This is a genomic window from Chryseobacterium takakiae (assembly GCF_900129385.1).
Taxonomy (GTDB): domain Bacteria; phylum Bacteroidota; class Bacteroidia; order Flavobacteriales; family Weeksellaceae; genus Chryseobacterium; species Chryseobacterium takakiae.
Window position 1 is genome coordinate 43,483 of sequence record NZ_FQVO01000019.1, and the last position, 16,339, is coordinate 59,821.

Consider the following 16,339-nt stretch of genomic DNA (forward strand, 5'->3'; position numbering starts at 1 on the left):
AGAAATAATCTACAGCACTTACTTACAAAAATAATATATATGAAAAAAAACTACTTATAGCTCTGTTGGCCTGAATACCAAACCTGTTTCCTCGAAATAATCCAAAGTGATTCTGTCGCCATCATTTACATTTCCGGCAAGAATTTCCATTGACAATTTATTAAGCACTTCCTGTTGAATTACTCTTTTCAGAGGTCTTGCACCAAATGCAGGATCATATCCTTTGTTCATCAGATAATCTACCGCATCCTGAGTGGCCGTCATAATAATATTTCGTTTTGAAAGCATATCATTAAATCCTCTCAGCTGATACTGAACAATTTTCCCGATTTCTTTTTTCCTTAATGGCTGGAATAATACTACTTCATCAATTCTGTTCAGGAATTCCGGACGAAGTGTCTGTTTCAGTAAATCAAAAACTTCATCTTTTGCTTCCTCTAAAGTTTCAGGACTGATATTATCATCTTTGTCGCGCTGAGCGGAGTCAAAGCGTTCCTGAATTAAGTGTGAACCTAAATTCGAAGTCATGATGATGATTGAATTTTTAAAATTCACCACTCTTCCTTTGTTATCCGTTAAACGGCCATCATCCAAAACCTGCAGCAAGGTATTGAAAACATCAGGATGCGCTTTTTCAATTTCATCCAAAAGCACCACGGAATAAGGTCTTCTGCGAACTGCTTCTGTTAATTGTCCGCCTTCATCATATCCCACATATCCCGGAGGAGCACCTACCAATCTCGATACAGAATGACGCTCCTGATATTCACTCATATCAATTCTGGTCATATTATTTTCATCATCGAATAAAAACTCAGCCAGGGCTTTTGCCAGCTCGGTTTTCCCGACACCGGTGGTTCCTAAGAACAAGAATGAACCGATTGGTTTTTTATCATCGCTTAATCCCGCCCGGTTTCTTCTGATGGCGTCCGCAACTGCTGTGATGGCTTCATCCTGGCCTACCACCCTGTGATGGAGTTCGGTTTCAAGATTTAATAATTTTTCCCTTTCAGACTGAAGGAGCTTGGTCACCGGAATTCCGGTCCATTTGGCAATGACTTCAGAAATATTTTCAGCAGTCACCTCCTCCTTAATCAATTCATTCTGATGATTTTGCATTTCCAGCTCAAGCTTGGAAAGCTCTTCCTCTTTTTCACGAAGCTTTCCATACTGGATTTCCGCTACTTTGGCATAATCTCCTGCTCTTGAAGCTCTTTCAGCCTCTAATTTGAGAGCTTCAATATCTTTTTTAATCTGGGTTAAATCTTCAGATTTTTGTTTTTCTTTCAGCCATTTGGCATTGATTTCATTTCTCTGTTCGGAAATTTTAGCAATATCCTCTTTTAAATGGTCAATTTTCGTTTGGTTTCCTTCTCTTGAGATCGCTGCCAATTCAATCTCCAGCTGCATTAGCTTTCTGTCTAAAACATCAAGCTCTTCAGGTTTAGAATTGATTTCCATTCTCAATTTCGCGGAAGCTTCATCAATAAGGTCAATGGCCTTATCCGGTAAAAAACGGTCTGAAATATACCGCTGGGACATTTCTACTGCTGCGATAATCGCTTCATCTTTGATTCTTACTTTGTGATGCGCTTCGTATTTATCTTTAATTCCTCTAAGAATGGAAATAGCAGATTCCGTATCCGGTTCTTCTACCATTACTTTCTGGAAACGTCTTTCTAAGGCTTTATCTTTTTCAAAATATTTTTGATATTCATTAAGAGTGGTTGCACCAATGGCTCTTAATTCGCCTCTTGCCAGTGCCGGTTTCAGGATATTAGCAGCATCCATTGCGCCTTCACCGCCTCCGGCTCCAACCAGCGTATGAATTTCATCGATGAACAAAATGATCTGTCCATCTGATTTGATGACTTCATTTACAACGGATTTTAAACGTTCTTCAAACTCACCTTTATATTTTGCACCAGCGATCAGAGCACCCATATCTAATGAATACAAAGTCTTATCCATCAGATTTTCAGGTACGTCGCCACTGATAATCCTATGCGCGATTCCTTCAGCAATGGCCGTTTTACCAACTCCCGGCTCCCCGATCAGAATAGGATTGTTTTTTGTTCTTCTTGAAAGAATCTGTAAGACCCTTCTGATTTCTTCATCACGCCCGATTACAGGATCCAGTTTGCCTTCCGCTGCTAATTCGTTGAAGTTTTTGGCATATTTGTTTAAGGATTGATAGGTTTCTTCCGAGCTTGCAGAAGTAGCCTTGCTCCCTTTTCTTAATTCTTTAATTCCTCCTTCCAAAAGGCTTTTCGTAACGCCCATATCTTTCAGCATTTTTGAAACTTCTGAATTCGTTTCTAACAGCGAAAGCCAAAGATGTTCTATCGTTACATATTCGTCACCCATTTTTTTAGCGATGTTGGGTGCATCAAGCAAAACTTTGTTGGCCGACTGTGAAAGGTAAATATTTCCACCCTGCACTTTCGGAAGTTTTTCTAAATTTTCACGGTTTCTCTCTCTTACCAAAGCAGCATCTGCTTCAGATTTTTTTAATAAGAAAGGCGAAATATTTTCATCCACCTGAAAAATACCTTCAAGAAGATGTTGAGGCTCAATACTCTGGTTGCCGAACTCCATGGCTACCTGCTGAGCGGCCTGGATGGCTTCCTGCGATTTTACAGTATATTGGTTTAAATTCATATCTCTATTTATTTTGATTTAATTCGGTTCTCACTTGGTATGATTTCAGACATCAGATTTCAGACCATAAGAGTGTAATAAATGTTAATTTTTAAATCTGATTTTCTAATTTCTGATGCCCTCCATCCTATTTAATCATTTAATTCAAGAGCTATATCGCAAAAAGTGTTCAATTATTAATTTTTCAAAAAATATAGACAAAATTTCCGAAAAATTCATTTTAAACCTGATTGTAACAGACAAAAATTCCGGTTAGGTTGTTTTAGAGTAAAAAATCATGGAAGAAAAGTCAGATTTGGGAAATTCAAAAAATATGAAGTTTAAAATTCTTTTATCAAGTTTAAAACGAGCATAATAGATTTAGGCTAAAGTCATTGGAAATTTTTATATTTTAAATAGATTAAAGTCCGTTCCTATTAAAGTCAAAATCATCCGTTCAAAATCAAAATATTACAATCAAAATAATTACTTTTGCCTTTTACGAGATGGAGCTTAAAGAAAAACAGAAGAAAATATTAGATGTTGCCGTAGAACTTTTCAAGGAGAAAGGGTATATGGGCAGCTCTGTGAGGGATTTGGCGACAAAGCTCAATATCAAGGCAGCTTCATTGTATGCCCACATCCGTTCTAAGGAAGAGATTTTAGAATGGATCTGCTTCGGAATTGCCCAGGAATTTTTTGATGAGCTGCAGGAAGTAAAGAACACGAATATTCCGCCAAGGGAAAAACTCAATCTGTTTATTGACAAACATTTGTCGGTAGTTCTTAAAAACCGCGATGTTACACATATTTACTCCAATGAATGGAAGCATCTGGAAGAGCGCCTTCCGGAATTTATTGCACTTCGGAAAAATTATCAGCAGGAAGTTGAAGAATTGATTTCCGAGATTTACCAGGCTGAAAAGTGGGAGCTAAGATCATCTGCTTTTACGACGAGATTTATTCTTCACACTTTAAATAATTCTTATTTCTGGTTCAAAAGAAATACAGAATCTACCTCCGAAATTACTGATGAAATCAGGGATAAGATTCTGTATGGATTATTGGGGAAGAACCCTGAAACAGAGTAAGTTAACATTCTTACACGTATCACAATATCTTAATCATTTATAATTTAAAACTGCAGATCTGCCAGTACCGGAAAATGATCCGAGGGATAAAGCAGATTTTCTCTTCTGTCATTAATATGCCTGTGAGATTTAATGGTGAACCCTTTTACAAAAATATAATCGATCCTGTCTTTTGGAATTTCATTGACATTGAAACCGGTAAAAGTTCCTTTTGGTCCGTAATGCTTTGTTTCGGAATGATAAAAACTGTCCTTCATGTTTTGTGACATGATTTTGATCGGCTCCGAATCTTCAGTTAAATTAAAATCGCCGCTCACTGTTACCGGTAAGTTTTTAGGATTCAATTCTTTGATTTTCTTTAAAATGAGCTCGGAAGATTTTACCCTTGCCAGATTCCCGATATGATCAAAATGAAGATTCAGGGCCATGAATTCTTTTTTCGACTTTTTATCCCTGAAAAGCGCGTAGGTACAGATCCTGTTCAGTGCGGCATCCCATCCTTTAGACGGTTTCTCAGGCGTTTCGGAAAGCCAGAATGTCCCTGATTTCACTATCTGTAATCTTTCTGTATCATAGAAAATAGCAGAAAATTCGCCTTTTTCTTTTCCGTCGTCTCTTCCTACTCCTACGTAATCATAATTTTTCAATCCGTTTTTCAGGTCTTTCATCTGTTCCGGCAATGCTTCCTGTACCCCGAAATAGTCCGGATGGTAGTAAGACAAAAGATCTGCAACATCCTGCTTTCTGTAGTTCCATGCGTTTTCTTTGTCGGAATCTACATTCAGCCTGATGTTGAAACTCATTACTTTAAGATCCTGCGAAAAACCTAAGGCAAACATCAGCATCGTTACGATTGAAAATCTGTAATTCATAATCATTTATTTTAGTTACAAACAAAAATAAGATTTATCCTATAGAAAGCATAGTTAATGGATACTTTTAATAAATAATTAAACTCTTTTTGGTTCTGAAATATCTTAACCGAATGTATGGATTAAATCCCCAGATCTTTATCTTCTTCCAAAGAGATGAAATAGGCTTCAAAGTCTTTCAGGTAAACCGGCTTTTCACTTTTTAATTTTACTACTTCAATGGATTTGTAGTGAGCCGCCGGTTTTATATTGTTCTTTTTTAGTTCTTTCTCAAGATTTTTAAAGTCGATATCTTTTTTAAGAACTGCGATATAGGTTTTCATAATTATGCCTGTATTAGTCCGCTGCCGATATCCCGGTATTTCAGTCCTTCAATTGGCTTTGCTTTCGTTTCTGCCAGTTCCCAGATTTCTTTTGCCGATTTTTCAGGGAATTGTTCCATGTACAATGCCATCATTCCGGAAACATGCGGTGTTGCCATACTTGTTCCACTCATAGCGTAGTAATTGTTGCTTTTGTTTTTTGCATTTTTAGGATATGCGCTGATGATGTCCACTCCCGGAGCACAGATATTGACACAGCCACCTGTTGCGGGATTCAAGCCAGCATTAGAGAATCTGGCCACTTTCATTTGTCCGTCTATTGCACCAACCGCCATGATAGACGAGGTATTGGCAGGAGAAGAAACCGGCTTCGGGACTGATGGCCGACTGCTGTCGTTTCCGGCAGCGGCAATAATGATACAGTTGTTTTCCAATGCTCTTGCTCCTACGGTTTCAAAAAGCGGCGACGGTGTATCATTCAATTTTACAGCCGAAGCCAGTGATAAAGATAAGATCCTGAATTTCTTTGTAATGGCCCAGTCTATGGCATCAATCACGCTGCTGGTGGTGCCTTTTCCCGAATCGGAAAGTACTTTGGCGATTTTTAAATTGGCATCTTTGGCAATGCCGTACCGTTTTCCGTTGTCGAGTCTGATGTTTCCGGCGGCGATTCCTGCACAGTGCGTTCCGTGGCCATTCGGATCGCGGTCCCAGCTTTCTCCGCTGATGAAGGACTTTCCTTCGATTGCTCTTCCTGAAAAATCCGGGTGGGATAATTCTATTCCGGTATCAAGAATACAGATGTCGATGCCTTTTCCTGTGTAGAGGGAATTTTCGATATTGAGCGCTTTTAATCCCCATTCCATTTCCATAAGAGATTTTTGCGGCAACGGCTTATTCGTAATATATTTTTCCAGCTCTGCTATTTTATCGGTGATTTCGGCGGACTGTTTTTTAAGTTCATTGATGATTGAAAGTTCATTGGCGGAGAAAAATTCTCTTTCTTTTTCAAAATAAACAATAGGATTGGAATTATTTTTTACAGCACTTTTCAGTTGCTCTTCATCCATATTTTCGACAACCAGAATGCCTAAATTTTTATAAAGAACACCGTTGTCATTGTCAATCACTTCATAGGAACGGTTTTCTGATGAAAGAAACTCTGATGAGGTAATGGTAACTTCCAATTCGTTTTCTACTTTCTTCAGGGATTTTTTCTGCTGGTCTTCCAGTACAACAATATATCTTTCTTTTTCCATGGTGTTTTGGTTTATATTAATTTTAAAAGAACTTTTTCGATAACCAGGAATATATCTTCCGAAATCATACTGAGCCTCAGTTTTTTGTTGATTCCTAAAATCTGGGTATTGTGATTGACAAGCGAATTCCAGAATATCTCAATTTTCGGAACCGTATTGAGGTCTTTTACTTTGTCTTCGTCTAAAAATCCGTTTTGATATAAAGAAACGATCAGTCCGGAAAGGATTTCTTCCGCCTCATCCAGCTTTTTTTGTTCCTTATTGTACATTTCCGTTAGCAATCCGTGGATACTTTCCATCGCACTAAATGAAAAGCCCCACTGAAGCTCGCGTTTGGCACCGGTAATTTTTTCCATCTGAACGGGATTGAATCCTCTTTTCACGGTTGAAATCATATTCATAACCTTCAGCACTTCAGATTCGCAGGTGGTGTTTCCTTTAGATTTTAAATATTCTAAAAATTCATGAAGAAAAGCATCAAACGCTCCGTCAAAATCGAAAGATTTTGACAGATACAACTCCTGAACATCATTAAAACGCTGAAAGAGCTCCTGAATTTTCTGTATCGTATGATGAACAAGTTCCTGCATTATTCAAAAATTATCTGTTCGATTTCTTTACCGTCTTTGTCTTTGTAAGACATAATTCTGATGCCTTCTTCTTCCATTTCCACATGAAGGTTGATGAATAGTTTGTCTTTGTCTTCGGCGGAATTGGTATTCGGGTCAATATAAATGTTGTTTAATTTTGAATTGATTAAACTATACCTGTTCAGAACTTCAGCATAAATTTGTTTTAGCACTATAGATTCTTCTTCTGTAGAGGTCCCTTCAATAGGTCTTAGTATTGGTTTTTGCGGAACGGCTGCAATAGATTTTGCAACAGGTGTTCTGCTCACCGCAGTCTGTGGTTCAGTTTCTTTTGATGATCTCGCATAATCCAAACCACCGCCTCTTATGGAGTTTAATAATGTTTTGAAATCGTCAGTCTGAATATTTTTCGTGGAAATCGGCTGGATATTCAGCTGTCTTTCTTTATTGATGGTAAGAATTCTTTCGTTGACATCACGGATTAATTTTAATTCATTGACCGGGAAATCCCTGTCGGCATCCGCATCAATATCAGTGATCTTGATAGGAATATCCATCTTCACGCTGGGAAGGGAATATCTCGGAACTTTAAAATACTTTAAATACTCGTGCTGCGCATACTCTTTTGCAATGGCCACTGCATTTTCGTCTGCCTTTTTACGAGCCTGAATTATCTCATTATTGAGATAATCCAGGTAATCTGATAATTTAATCATGATCTCGTAAAAATTTTATTGAGCAAGCAATCCAAGAACTTTTTCCAGTCCGGCAGGCATTTCATCATTGGTAGCCTTTACTTTTACCCCCAGAGAATACTCTTTTTCCACTTTGATTCCTGTGCTGGACGTTCTCTTATATGATACATCCACATTGAATTTTACAGGACCGAAACCTCCTGAAGCTCCTGCTTTAATTCCAAATTCATCGCTTACGTCTTTTGTGTAGGTTGAATTTAATTTCACATTGAAATCCACATCACAGGTTTCGATTCTAAAGCTTGGTACATTTAGTAAAGCAATGAATGGAACGGAGATTTCCACATCCTGTTCGATAGTAGGATCCACATTCGGGGTTTCTTCTTCGTTTTTATATTCAGGATTCGGCACATGCTTTTTGTATTTGAATTCTGCCATACGAAGCTTGTTTTCTTCTCCGTCTTTTTCAAAACCAACCTGCTGGATGAAATTTACGGTGCTGATTGCTGCGTTAGACTGCGCTTTGACGCATGCATCAAGAGGCCCGCCAATAATTTTTGCAAAATCAATACTTCCCAGTTCTGCAGCAAAATCTGCGCTTTCGGCACCTGATGTTTTGAACACTTGATCATCAGCTGCCATTTTTCCAGCAATCATTTTCATCACTTCTGAAGAAACTGCAGTGAAAGATTTTTCCCATTTTTCATCATAGTTTTTCTTGAAATCATCGATGATGCTTAATAATTCTTTGTTTGAAAGAGCGGTAAGTTCAGAAGTTTCGATTCCTGAAACTTTTTCGTACACTGCAGGCGTTAACGATTTCTCAAGTCCTGTTAAAAGGTCAATTAATTCATTTTTTGATTTTTTGGTATGGTTTGCTTCCAATACCGACTTTAATGTTTCCATGTTTTTTTGAATTTGTTTAGTAAAAATTTCTACTGCAAATGTATGTCGCCGGTTAGTGAACTATATCAGTGATTCAACTAAACTTCAACCGTAAAATTACCCAAATAAAAAAAGTAGATTCCCGATAGAGAATCTACTTTTGCTTTTATCTAAGGCTTTTGATCTATAAAGTCGTTAAAGGTTTAATCTGAATCTGCAAACCAGGAACACCGTAGTTTTAAGAAAGTTTTTGATTTCTACTTAATACACTTAATTTCTTCAATGATTCTTAATGATTAAAAATTTACAGTTAATTTGATTTTTTAGCTTTAATCATTGCTTCAAGAGCATCCCACATTTCCTGCGGAATATCTTCCAGCATATTAAATTCACCTGCACCCTGAAGCCATTCTCCACCATCGATGGTTACGACTTCACCGTTTACATAAGCCGAATAGTCTGATACCAGATACGCCGCAAGGTTAGCCAATTCCTGATGCTCTCCTACTCTTCTTAACGGAACTTTTTTTCTCATATCGAATTTTTCCTGCAGGTCTCCCGGAAGCAACCTGTCCCATGCCCCTTTTGTAGGAAATGGCCCCGGAGCAATTGCGTTAAAACGAATTCCATATTTTGCCCACTCAACCGCTAAAGACCTTGTCATCGCCAACACCCCTGCTTTCGCGCAGGCAGAAGGAACAACATACGCTGAACCTGTCCAGGAATAGGTGGTTACGATATTCAGAACCGTTCCGGGTGTTTTGGAATCAATCCAGTGTTTTCCGATAGAAAGGGTACAGTTTTTTGTGCCTTTTAAAACAATATCCAGGATGGAATCGAAGGCTGAATGTGTGAGTCTTTCTGTAGGAGAAATAAAATTCCCGGCTGCATTATTCAATAAGATATCAATTCTCCCGAACTCTTTTACAGCTGCTTCTTTCATTGCTTCCACCTCATCCCAGTTTCTGACATCGCATGCCACAGAGAGAACTTTTCCCCCGGTTTCGTCTTCGAGTTCTTTGGCTGTTGCCTGTAACTTTTCCAGGTTTCTGGAAGTGATCACGACTTTTGCACCTAGCTGTAGAAAGTATTTTGTCATTGCTTTTCCGAGACCGCTTCCGCCTCCTGTAACGATAGCTACTTTGTCTTTTAAGGCATCTTCCCGTAACATGGGCTGTGTATATAGGTTCATATTGTTTATTTTTCTTAAAAATAGTAAATATTGAAATGCGGGCCTTTAAAATGAATTAAGAAATAATGCGGTAAATAGTTATTTTGTTGTTACTGCAAAAGAATTGATCATGAAAAGGAATTCAAAAGGTTGCAAAATGGAGAGAATGATTTCTCCATTGTTGAATGAAAATTATAGATAAATTAATTCCTGTAATAGTTATTTACCGCAAAAGAGGCAAAAGAATTGATCGCGGAAAGGAATCCAAAAGGTTACAAAAAGTCAGAGCAAAGATTGTTGTTTATTTTCTGAATAGTAAAAAAAATGTTTGAGTTCAAGGTATTGCTTTTAAGACCTCTATCTTAGCCCGGATAGAAGCTTTGTTTGAGCTCATTTTCTTTATTTTCGGTGTGGCGGCTCCGCCGCCACACCGAAAATAAGAAAATAGCGAGTGCGGAAAGCCGGAAAAAGCTTCAAATAAAAAAATAAACGTTGCTTTCGATGTAATCAAATTGCTCCTTAAAAATAAAAATGTAATTCGACGAAGTCAAAAAGCTCCCAATAAAAACAGCCCGACCAATAATGATCAGGCTGTTTTTTTTATATTGAACAAGATTAAATTAATACCAATTAAGATGCAACAACTGTGCCTTTAAAAGAAAGTGTTTTCGGAGTTTTGCTGTCGCTGGTGGTAACATTGACCGTTTTCATAAAAGGACCTGCACTTGCAGCATTATAACTCGCTTCTACAAATCCTTTTTTTCCCGGAAGAATAGGAGTTTTGGTATAGTCTGCTGTTGTACATCCGCAAGACGGCGCCACATTTTCAATAACAATAGGTTTTTTGGATGTGTTGGTGAATTCAAAACGGATTATTTTAGGTTTTCCCTGAGGGATATTCCCTACATCAATAGATTCTGATTTCCATTTGATGGCATCTGCAAGTACTTTTACAACCGGAACACCTTCAGCCGGGAAGATTCCTGCATAAAACGGAGCGCATGCCAAAACGGCTAAAAGCGCTGTAATTTTTAATTTTTTCATGATATAAAATTTTATTATTGTTACAAGAAATGTATTATGTTTTTGATATAGCAAATGTAAAGGTGATAACAAGTTCTGCGTGTTAACCGTTTTCAAACATTTGTTAATGAGTTGTTAATACGAAAAGATAAATAAATATTTTTGGATAATATTGTTTGATAAAATGGAAATAAAGAAACTCAATATTATCATCACCCTCGGATTTGTGGCAATCATCGGGATTTTAATTGCCCAGCTGATGTGGACGCGGCAGGCTTATAATCTCGAAAATAAAAAATTTAATCAGACCGTAAATATTGCCCTGCTGGAAGTAGTAGAGAAATTATCCGGCGGAAAAACTTCCTTCAGTGAAAGCCCGGTACAAAATATTTCCAATGATTACTATGTGGTAAACATTAATAATGAATTTCATCCAGAATTACTGGAATATTATCTTAAAACAGAATTTAACCATTTCCAGATCAATACCGATTATGTCTATGCGCTGTACAACTGTCAAAGCGATCAGATGCTTTACGGAAAATTCGTCTCGAAGCACCAGGAAAGTCCGAATGAGAAGTTTATCAAATTTCCCAAACACAAAAATCTCGTTTATTACTTTTCCATCCGTTTTCCCGATAAGACCACATACCTTATCAGCTCATTGCGCTTTTGGTATGTGCTCACGTTTGCATTAATCATTATTCTTCTGGTATATGTATACTCAATTTATACCATTATCCAGCAGAAAAAATTTGCAGAACTTCAACGGGATTTTATAAATAATATGACTCATGAATTCAAAACACCGCTCTCTTCCATATTACTGGCTTCGGAAGCTTTAACCAAACAGGATATTGTAAAAGATAACTCAAAATTGCAAACTTATACTTCCATTATAACCGATCAAAGCCATAAACTGAACCGACATATTGAAAAAATACTGAATATTGCTAAAAATGACGCATCAGGACTGTCTTTAAAGCCTCAAAAGATTGTTTTACTTCCTATTATTCAGGAAATCGTTAATAATATAAAACAAAAAAACGAAAATCTTTCCGTGGAAATAGATATTGAGAGCAATATATCCATCATCGCTGATGAGTTTCACTTTTGCAATATCGTTTATAACATTTTAGATAACTCCATAAAATACTGCGATACCCAACCCATCATTTTTATTTCTTCATTAAAAGACTCAAAAGCATTATATTTAAAGTTTAAAGATAACGGAATAGGAATTCCTGCTAAAAACATTCCTCATATTTTTGATAAATTTTACAGAGTGAATACCCAGAAAAGTGATGAAGTGAATGGTTTCGGGTTAGGTTTATTTTATGTAAAGAAAATTGTCCAGCAGCATAACTGGAAAATTTCGGTTGAAAATAACGCCGACAAAGGAATCACTATTACCCTTACTCTGCCCTTTTAATATTTGAACGAGATGGAAAAATCTAAAATTTTGTATGCCGAAGATGACGAAACGATTGCCTTCCTGATTCAGGACAGCCTGGAAAACCATTATGATATTTCATGTTATCGCGACGGGAAATCAGCACTTGAGGCATTTAGTAAAGAAAATTTTGACATTTGCCTTCTTGATATTATGATGCCTGAACTCAACGGCTTTGAACTGGCAGAACGAATCCGTGAAAAAAATACCGAAATCCCGATTATTTTTATCTCTGCAAAAGCATTGAAAGAAGACCGGATTAAAGGATTAAAAATCGGGGCTGATGATTATCTCGTAAAACCTTTTAGCATTGAGGAATTGATTCTGAAGATCGAAGTTTTCCTAAGAAGATCCAAGAAAACCAACACTGTTCCATCCAAATTTAAAGTAGGGAAATATACTTTTGATCCTAAAAATTATACGCTGCAGAATGCAGAAAACATCATCACTCTTACGCAAAGAGAATCTGATCTGCTTTTCTATTTTATCCGCAATAAAAATACCGTTCTGAAAAGACAGGACATCCTGAAAGCCATCTGGGGCGAAGATGATTATTTCATGGGGCGAAGCCTTGATGTATTTATTTCGAGACTACGAAAAGTATTGGCGGCAGAAGAAAATATTGTCATAGAAAATCTGCATGGCATCGGCTTCCGTTTTTCTGAGAAATAATTTTTTTTGTCTAAACTTTTATTTAACCAAGTATTCTTCGATTTTGTCTAAATTTATTTTTCATTAAAAATATTCATTCATGAGAAGGTACGGAACTATTGTTTTTCTATTTCTTTTGTTTTTTAGTTTACATTTTAAATCTCAAAAAACCGAAAAACTTTATCAATATGTTAATCCCCTGATCGGTACAGAAAAAATGGGTCATACTTATCCCGGAGCCACCGCTCCTTTTGGAGCTGTTCAGCTTAGTCCGGAAACCGACACCATTGCTTATGAGCTTAACGGAAAATATAATGGCGAAGTTTATAAATACTGCGCCGGTTATCGTTACGAAGACAAAACCATTGTAGGCTTCAGTTCGACCCATTTTAGCGGAACGGGGCATTCTGACCTCGGTGATTTCCTTATAATGCCTACGATTGGAAAATTACAGCTGAATTCCGGAACAGCAGACCATCCTGAAAACGGCTACAGAAGCAGTTTTTCGCATACCAACGAAAAAGCAGAAGCCGGATATTATCAAGTAAAGCTGGATGATCACGACATTCTGGCGGAATTAACCTCAACAACAAGAGTTGGTGTTCACCGCTACACATTCCCGAAGTCGGATCAGGCGCATATTATTTTCGATCTGATGGCCGGAATCTATAATTACGACGGCAAAAATATCTGGACCTATGTTCGTGTGGAAAACGGAAATACAGTAACCGGCTACCGACAGACCAATGGCTGGGCTAGAACAAGAACCGTGTATTTTGCAATGAAATTTTCAAAGCCTTTCAAATCTTACGGGCAGAAGAATTATGATGGAAAGCTGGTTTATAATGGATTCTGGAGAAAATTCGATCAGACGAAAAATTTTCCCGAGATCGCAGGAAAAAACCTGAAAATGTACTTCGATTTTGATACCGAGGAAAATGAAGCCATTGAAATTAAATTAGCTATCTCACCGGTAAGTCAGGCCAATGCGCTGGAAAATCTGGAAAAAGAAGCCGGAAAATTGTCTTTTGATCAGGTAAAAGCACAAACGCAGGAAATCTGGAATAACGAACTTAATAAAATTGTCATTAAAGGCTCCGATACGGAAAAGACGAACTTTTATACAGCAATGTATCACACGTTTATCAATCCGACCACGTATATGGACGCAAATGGCGAATACAAAGGATTGGATCAAAACATTCACCGGGCAGAAAATTTCACCAATTATACTACTTTTTCACTCTGGGATACCTATCGTGCGCTACATCCCTTTTTTAATATTATTCAGCCGAAAAGAAACGGCGATATGGTGAAATCGATGATAGCACATTACGATCAGTTTTCTATGAAAATGCTGCCAATCTGGTCACATTACGCGAATGACAACTGGTGTATGAGCGGTTACCACAGCGTAAGTGTGGTTGCAGACGCCATTATTAAAGGAAATTACGATGGTGATGCAAAAGCAGCTTTACGAGCCTGTGTGGCTACGGCTAACAAAAAAGATTACGAAGGCATTGGGCAATATATCGACTGGGGCTATATTCCTTCTGAAAAAAACGGAACTTCAGTTTCCAACACGCTGGAATATGCTTATGATGACTGGGCTATTGCGCAATTGGCGAAACATTTAGGCGAAACAGAAATTTACACCCAGTTCATCAAACGTTCTGAAAACTGGAAAAATAATTTTGATAAAAGTACTGGATTTATGCGTCCTCGCCTCGCAGACGGCAGCTTTAAAAAAGATTTCAATCCGCTGAGTACGCACGGACAGGGCTTTATTGAAGGAAATTCGTGGAATTATACTTTCTTCGTACCTCACAATCCGGATGAATTAATTCAGCTTATGGGCGGAAAGAAAAAATTTGCTTCCAAGGTGGATGAATTGTTCACCATGCATTTGCCTGACGAGTTTTTTGCAGATACAGAGGACATTACAAGAGAAGGCATTATCGGAGGCTATGTTCACGGAAACGAACCGGCACATCATGTTGCTTATCTTTACAATTGGGCAGGACAGCCCTGGAAAACGCAGGCGCAGATCAGAAGAATTCTTGAAATGCAATATAAAGCAACTCCAGATGGATTAGGCGGAAACGACGATGCGGGACAAATGAGCGCGTGGTATATTTTGAGCTCACTAGGCTTTTATCCGGTTGCTCCGGGTTCTGAAGAGTATGCCATCGGAAGTCCTGCAATTGATCATGCTGTTTTGAATTTAGAAAACGGAAAAATTTTTGAAATCGAAGCGATTCATCAAAGTCCGAAAAATGTGTATGTTGAAAAAATCCTGTTGAATGGAAAAGAAATTAAAAACTTTAGCCTGAAACATTCTGATATTATGAATGGTGGAAAATTGAGTTTTTTTATGAGTGCAAAAGCAAAGAAATAATTTTTTATTAATGCAAATGGCACCATTATTTATCACGAATTGCCCCTAATAAAATTTAATCTGTAATTTGCATACGACAATCTTCATTTTGCATACATCGGGTTTTTAATTTCTTTTCAATTTTGTATCAATAAAAATCAACAATATGAAATTAAAACAGGTACAATTAGGAAACCAGGGACTTATTATCCCGAATATTGGGCTAGGATGCATGGGAATGACAGGATTTGGGGATGCCCACATGTACGGACCGGCAGATGAACAGGAGGCCATTGCAACCATTCACCGTTCTTTGGAACTGGGCGGAAATTTTCTGGACACGGCAGATCTTTACGGCCCTTTTAAAAACGAGCAGCTTATCGCAAAAGCTATTGAGGGTAATCGTGACCAGTTCATCATCGCTACCAAATTCGGTTGGGAAATTAATGACAATAACGAATTGACCTGGAAAATCAATGGAAGCAAAAACTATGTAAAAAAATCTATTGAACGTTCGCTCAAAAATCTGAAAACCGACTACATCGACCTTTATTATATGCACCGTCTCGATAAAAATGTTCCGGTGGAAGAAACAGTAGGAGCGATGAGCGATCTGGTAAAAGAAGGTAAAATCGGTTACATCGGTCTGTCTGAAGTTTCTTCTGAAACGGTAAGAAAAGCACATGCTGTTCATTCGATCTCTGCAGTTCAAAGTGAATATTCCTTGTTTGAAAGAACCGTTGAAGAAAAGGGCGTGATTAAAACGCTGAATGAACTGGGAATCGGTTTTGTAGCCTATTCACCACTCGGAAGAGGATTTTTATCCGGAAACATCAAGACCATTGATGATTTGCCTGAAAATGATTTCCGAAGAGGAATCCCACGTTTCCAGGAACAGCATTTTCATAAAAATATCGAACTGGTGGAAGCCATTGAAAAGATGGCGAAAGAAAAAGGAATTACTTCTTCTCAACTGGCCCTTGCGTGGATCATTAGCAAAGGAATTATTCCGATTCCGGGAACAAAACGCAGAAAATATCTGGAACAGAATATTGAAGCGGCAAATATTGAGCTGAGTGACTCTGAAATTCAGCAATTGGAGAGTATTGTCCCGCTGGGAACGGATACGGGAGCGACGTATGATGAATTCGGGATGGGATTGTTGGATTATTGATATTTCGTTTCTAAGCGTTAAATCTTACATTAATAATTCAAAGAAGCCGTCTCATTTCACGAGTCGGCTTCATTTTTTGATATTATTGTTATTCAAATTATTTTGGAAATTTTCTTTGCGATCATTGAAAATGGC

14 protein-coding genes are annotated in these 16,339 nt (G+C 37.7%); 5 read left to right on the forward strand and 9 right to left on the reverse strand.

All coding sequences use genetic code 11. The features are described 5' to 3' along the window. Positions 1-54: 54 nt before the first annotated feature. Positions 55-2,661 carry an ATP-dependent chaperone ClpB gene (gene clpB, locus BUA76_RS17930; protein WP_072886181.1) on the reverse strand — a complete coding sequence of 869 codons (2,607 nt, stop codon included), beginning with the start codon at positions 2,659-2,661 and terminating at the stop codon, positions 55-57. A 485-nt stretch (positions 2,662-3,146) separates the two neighbouring features. Here clpB and BUA76_RS17935 point away from each other — a divergent pair, with 485 nt between their 5' ends. Then, complete coding sequence (locus tag BUA76_RS17935; RefSeq protein ID WP_072886182.1) at positions 3,147-3,731, forward strand: TetR/AcrR family transcriptional regulator; 585 nt, start codon at positions 3,147-3,149, stop codon at positions 3,729-3,731. 44 nt (positions 3,732-3,775) lie between these two features. Here the strand turns inward: BUA76_RS17935 and BUA76_RS17940 are convergent, their stop codons facing one another. The 8 genes from BUA76_RS17940 to BUA76_RS17975 form a co-directional block, all read right to left on the reverse strand. Continuing rightward, positions 3,776-4,603: an endonuclease/exonuclease/phosphatase family protein gene (locus tag BUA76_RS17940; protein WP_072886183.1), complete on the reverse strand. Its 828-nt coding sequence runs from the start codon at positions 4,601-4,603 to the stop codon at positions 3,776-3,778. 122 nt (positions 4,604-4,725) lie between these two features. Next, a complete protein-coding gene (locus tag BUA76_RS17945) occupies positions 4,726-4,926 on the reverse strand; it encodes a hypothetical protein (RefSeq protein WP_072886184.1) in 201 nt (66 codons plus the stop codon). A gap of 2 nt (positions 4,927-4,928) precedes the next feature. Beyond that, on the reverse strand, positions 4,929-6,185 hold the full coding sequence (locus BUA76_RS17950) for a S8 family peptidase (protein ID WP_072886185.1): 1,257 nt from the start codon (positions 6,183-6,185) through the stop codon (positions 4,929-4,931). Positions 6,186-6,196: 11 nt separating this feature from the next. After that, on the reverse strand, positions 6,197-6,775 hold the full coding sequence (locus BUA76_RS17955) for a hypothetical protein (RefSeq protein WP_072886186.1): 579 nt from the start codon (positions 6,773-6,775) through the stop codon (positions 6,197-6,199). Continuing rightward, positions 6,775-7,491, reverse strand: coding sequence for a hypothetical protein (locus BUA76_RS17960; protein WP_072886187.1), 717 nt, complete (start codon positions 7,489-7,491; stop codon positions 6,775-6,777). Before BUA76_RS17960 ends, BUA76_RS17955 begins: the two co-directional genes overlap by 1 nt. Positions 7,492-7,506: 15 nt before the next feature. Continuing rightward, the gene (locus BUA76_RS17965; RefSeq protein ID WP_083573260.1) at positions 7,507-8,376 is read right to left on the reverse strand and encodes a DUF2589 domain-containing protein; all 870 of its coding nucleotides are present in this window, start codon (positions 8,374-8,376) and stop codon (positions 7,507-7,509) included. Positions 8,377-8,665: 289 nt separating this feature from the next. Further along, positions 8,666-9,547 (reverse strand): SDR family oxidoreductase, encoded by an 882-nt coding sequence (locus BUA76_RS17970; protein ID WP_072886188.1) that lies wholly within the window; start codon positions 9,545-9,547, stop codon positions 8,666-8,668. A 609-nt stretch (positions 9,548-10,156) separates the two neighbouring features. Further along, complete coding sequence (locus BUA76_RS17975; RefSeq protein WP_072886189.1) at positions 10,157-10,570, reverse strand: DUF1573 domain-containing protein; 414 nt, start codon at positions 10,568-10,570, stop codon at positions 10,157-10,159. A 163-nt stretch (positions 10,571-10,733) separates the two neighbouring features. On the opposite strand from BUA76_RS17975, the gene BUA76_RS17980 reads away from it, so the two are divergent. From BUA76_RS17980 to BUA76_RS17995, 4 genes are all read left to right on the forward strand, one after another. Continuing rightward, complete coding sequence (locus BUA76_RS17980) at positions 10,734-11,981, forward strand: sensor histidine kinase (protein ID WP_072886190.1); 1,248 nt, start codon at positions 10,734-10,736, stop codon at positions 11,979-11,981. Positions 11,982-11,993: 12 nt separating this feature from the next. Next, on the forward strand, positions 11,994-12,674 hold the full coding sequence (locus BUA76_RS17985; protein ID WP_072886191.1) for a response regulator transcription factor: 681 nt from the start codon (positions 11,994-11,996) through the stop codon (positions 12,672-12,674). Positions 12,675-12,753: 79 nt separating this feature from the next. Next, positions 12,754-15,051, forward strand: a complete 2,298-nt coding sequence (locus tag BUA76_RS17990) for a GH92 family glycosyl hydrolase (protein ID WP_072886192.1) — start codon at positions 12,754-12,756, stop codon at positions 15,049-15,051. A 145-nt stretch (positions 15,052-15,196) separates the two neighbouring features. Further along, positions 15,197-16,204, forward strand: coding sequence for an aldo/keto reductase (locus BUA76_RS17995; protein WP_072886193.1), 1,008 nt, complete (start codon positions 15,197-15,199; stop codon positions 16,202-16,204). Positions 16,205-16,339 lie beyond the last annotated feature (135 nt).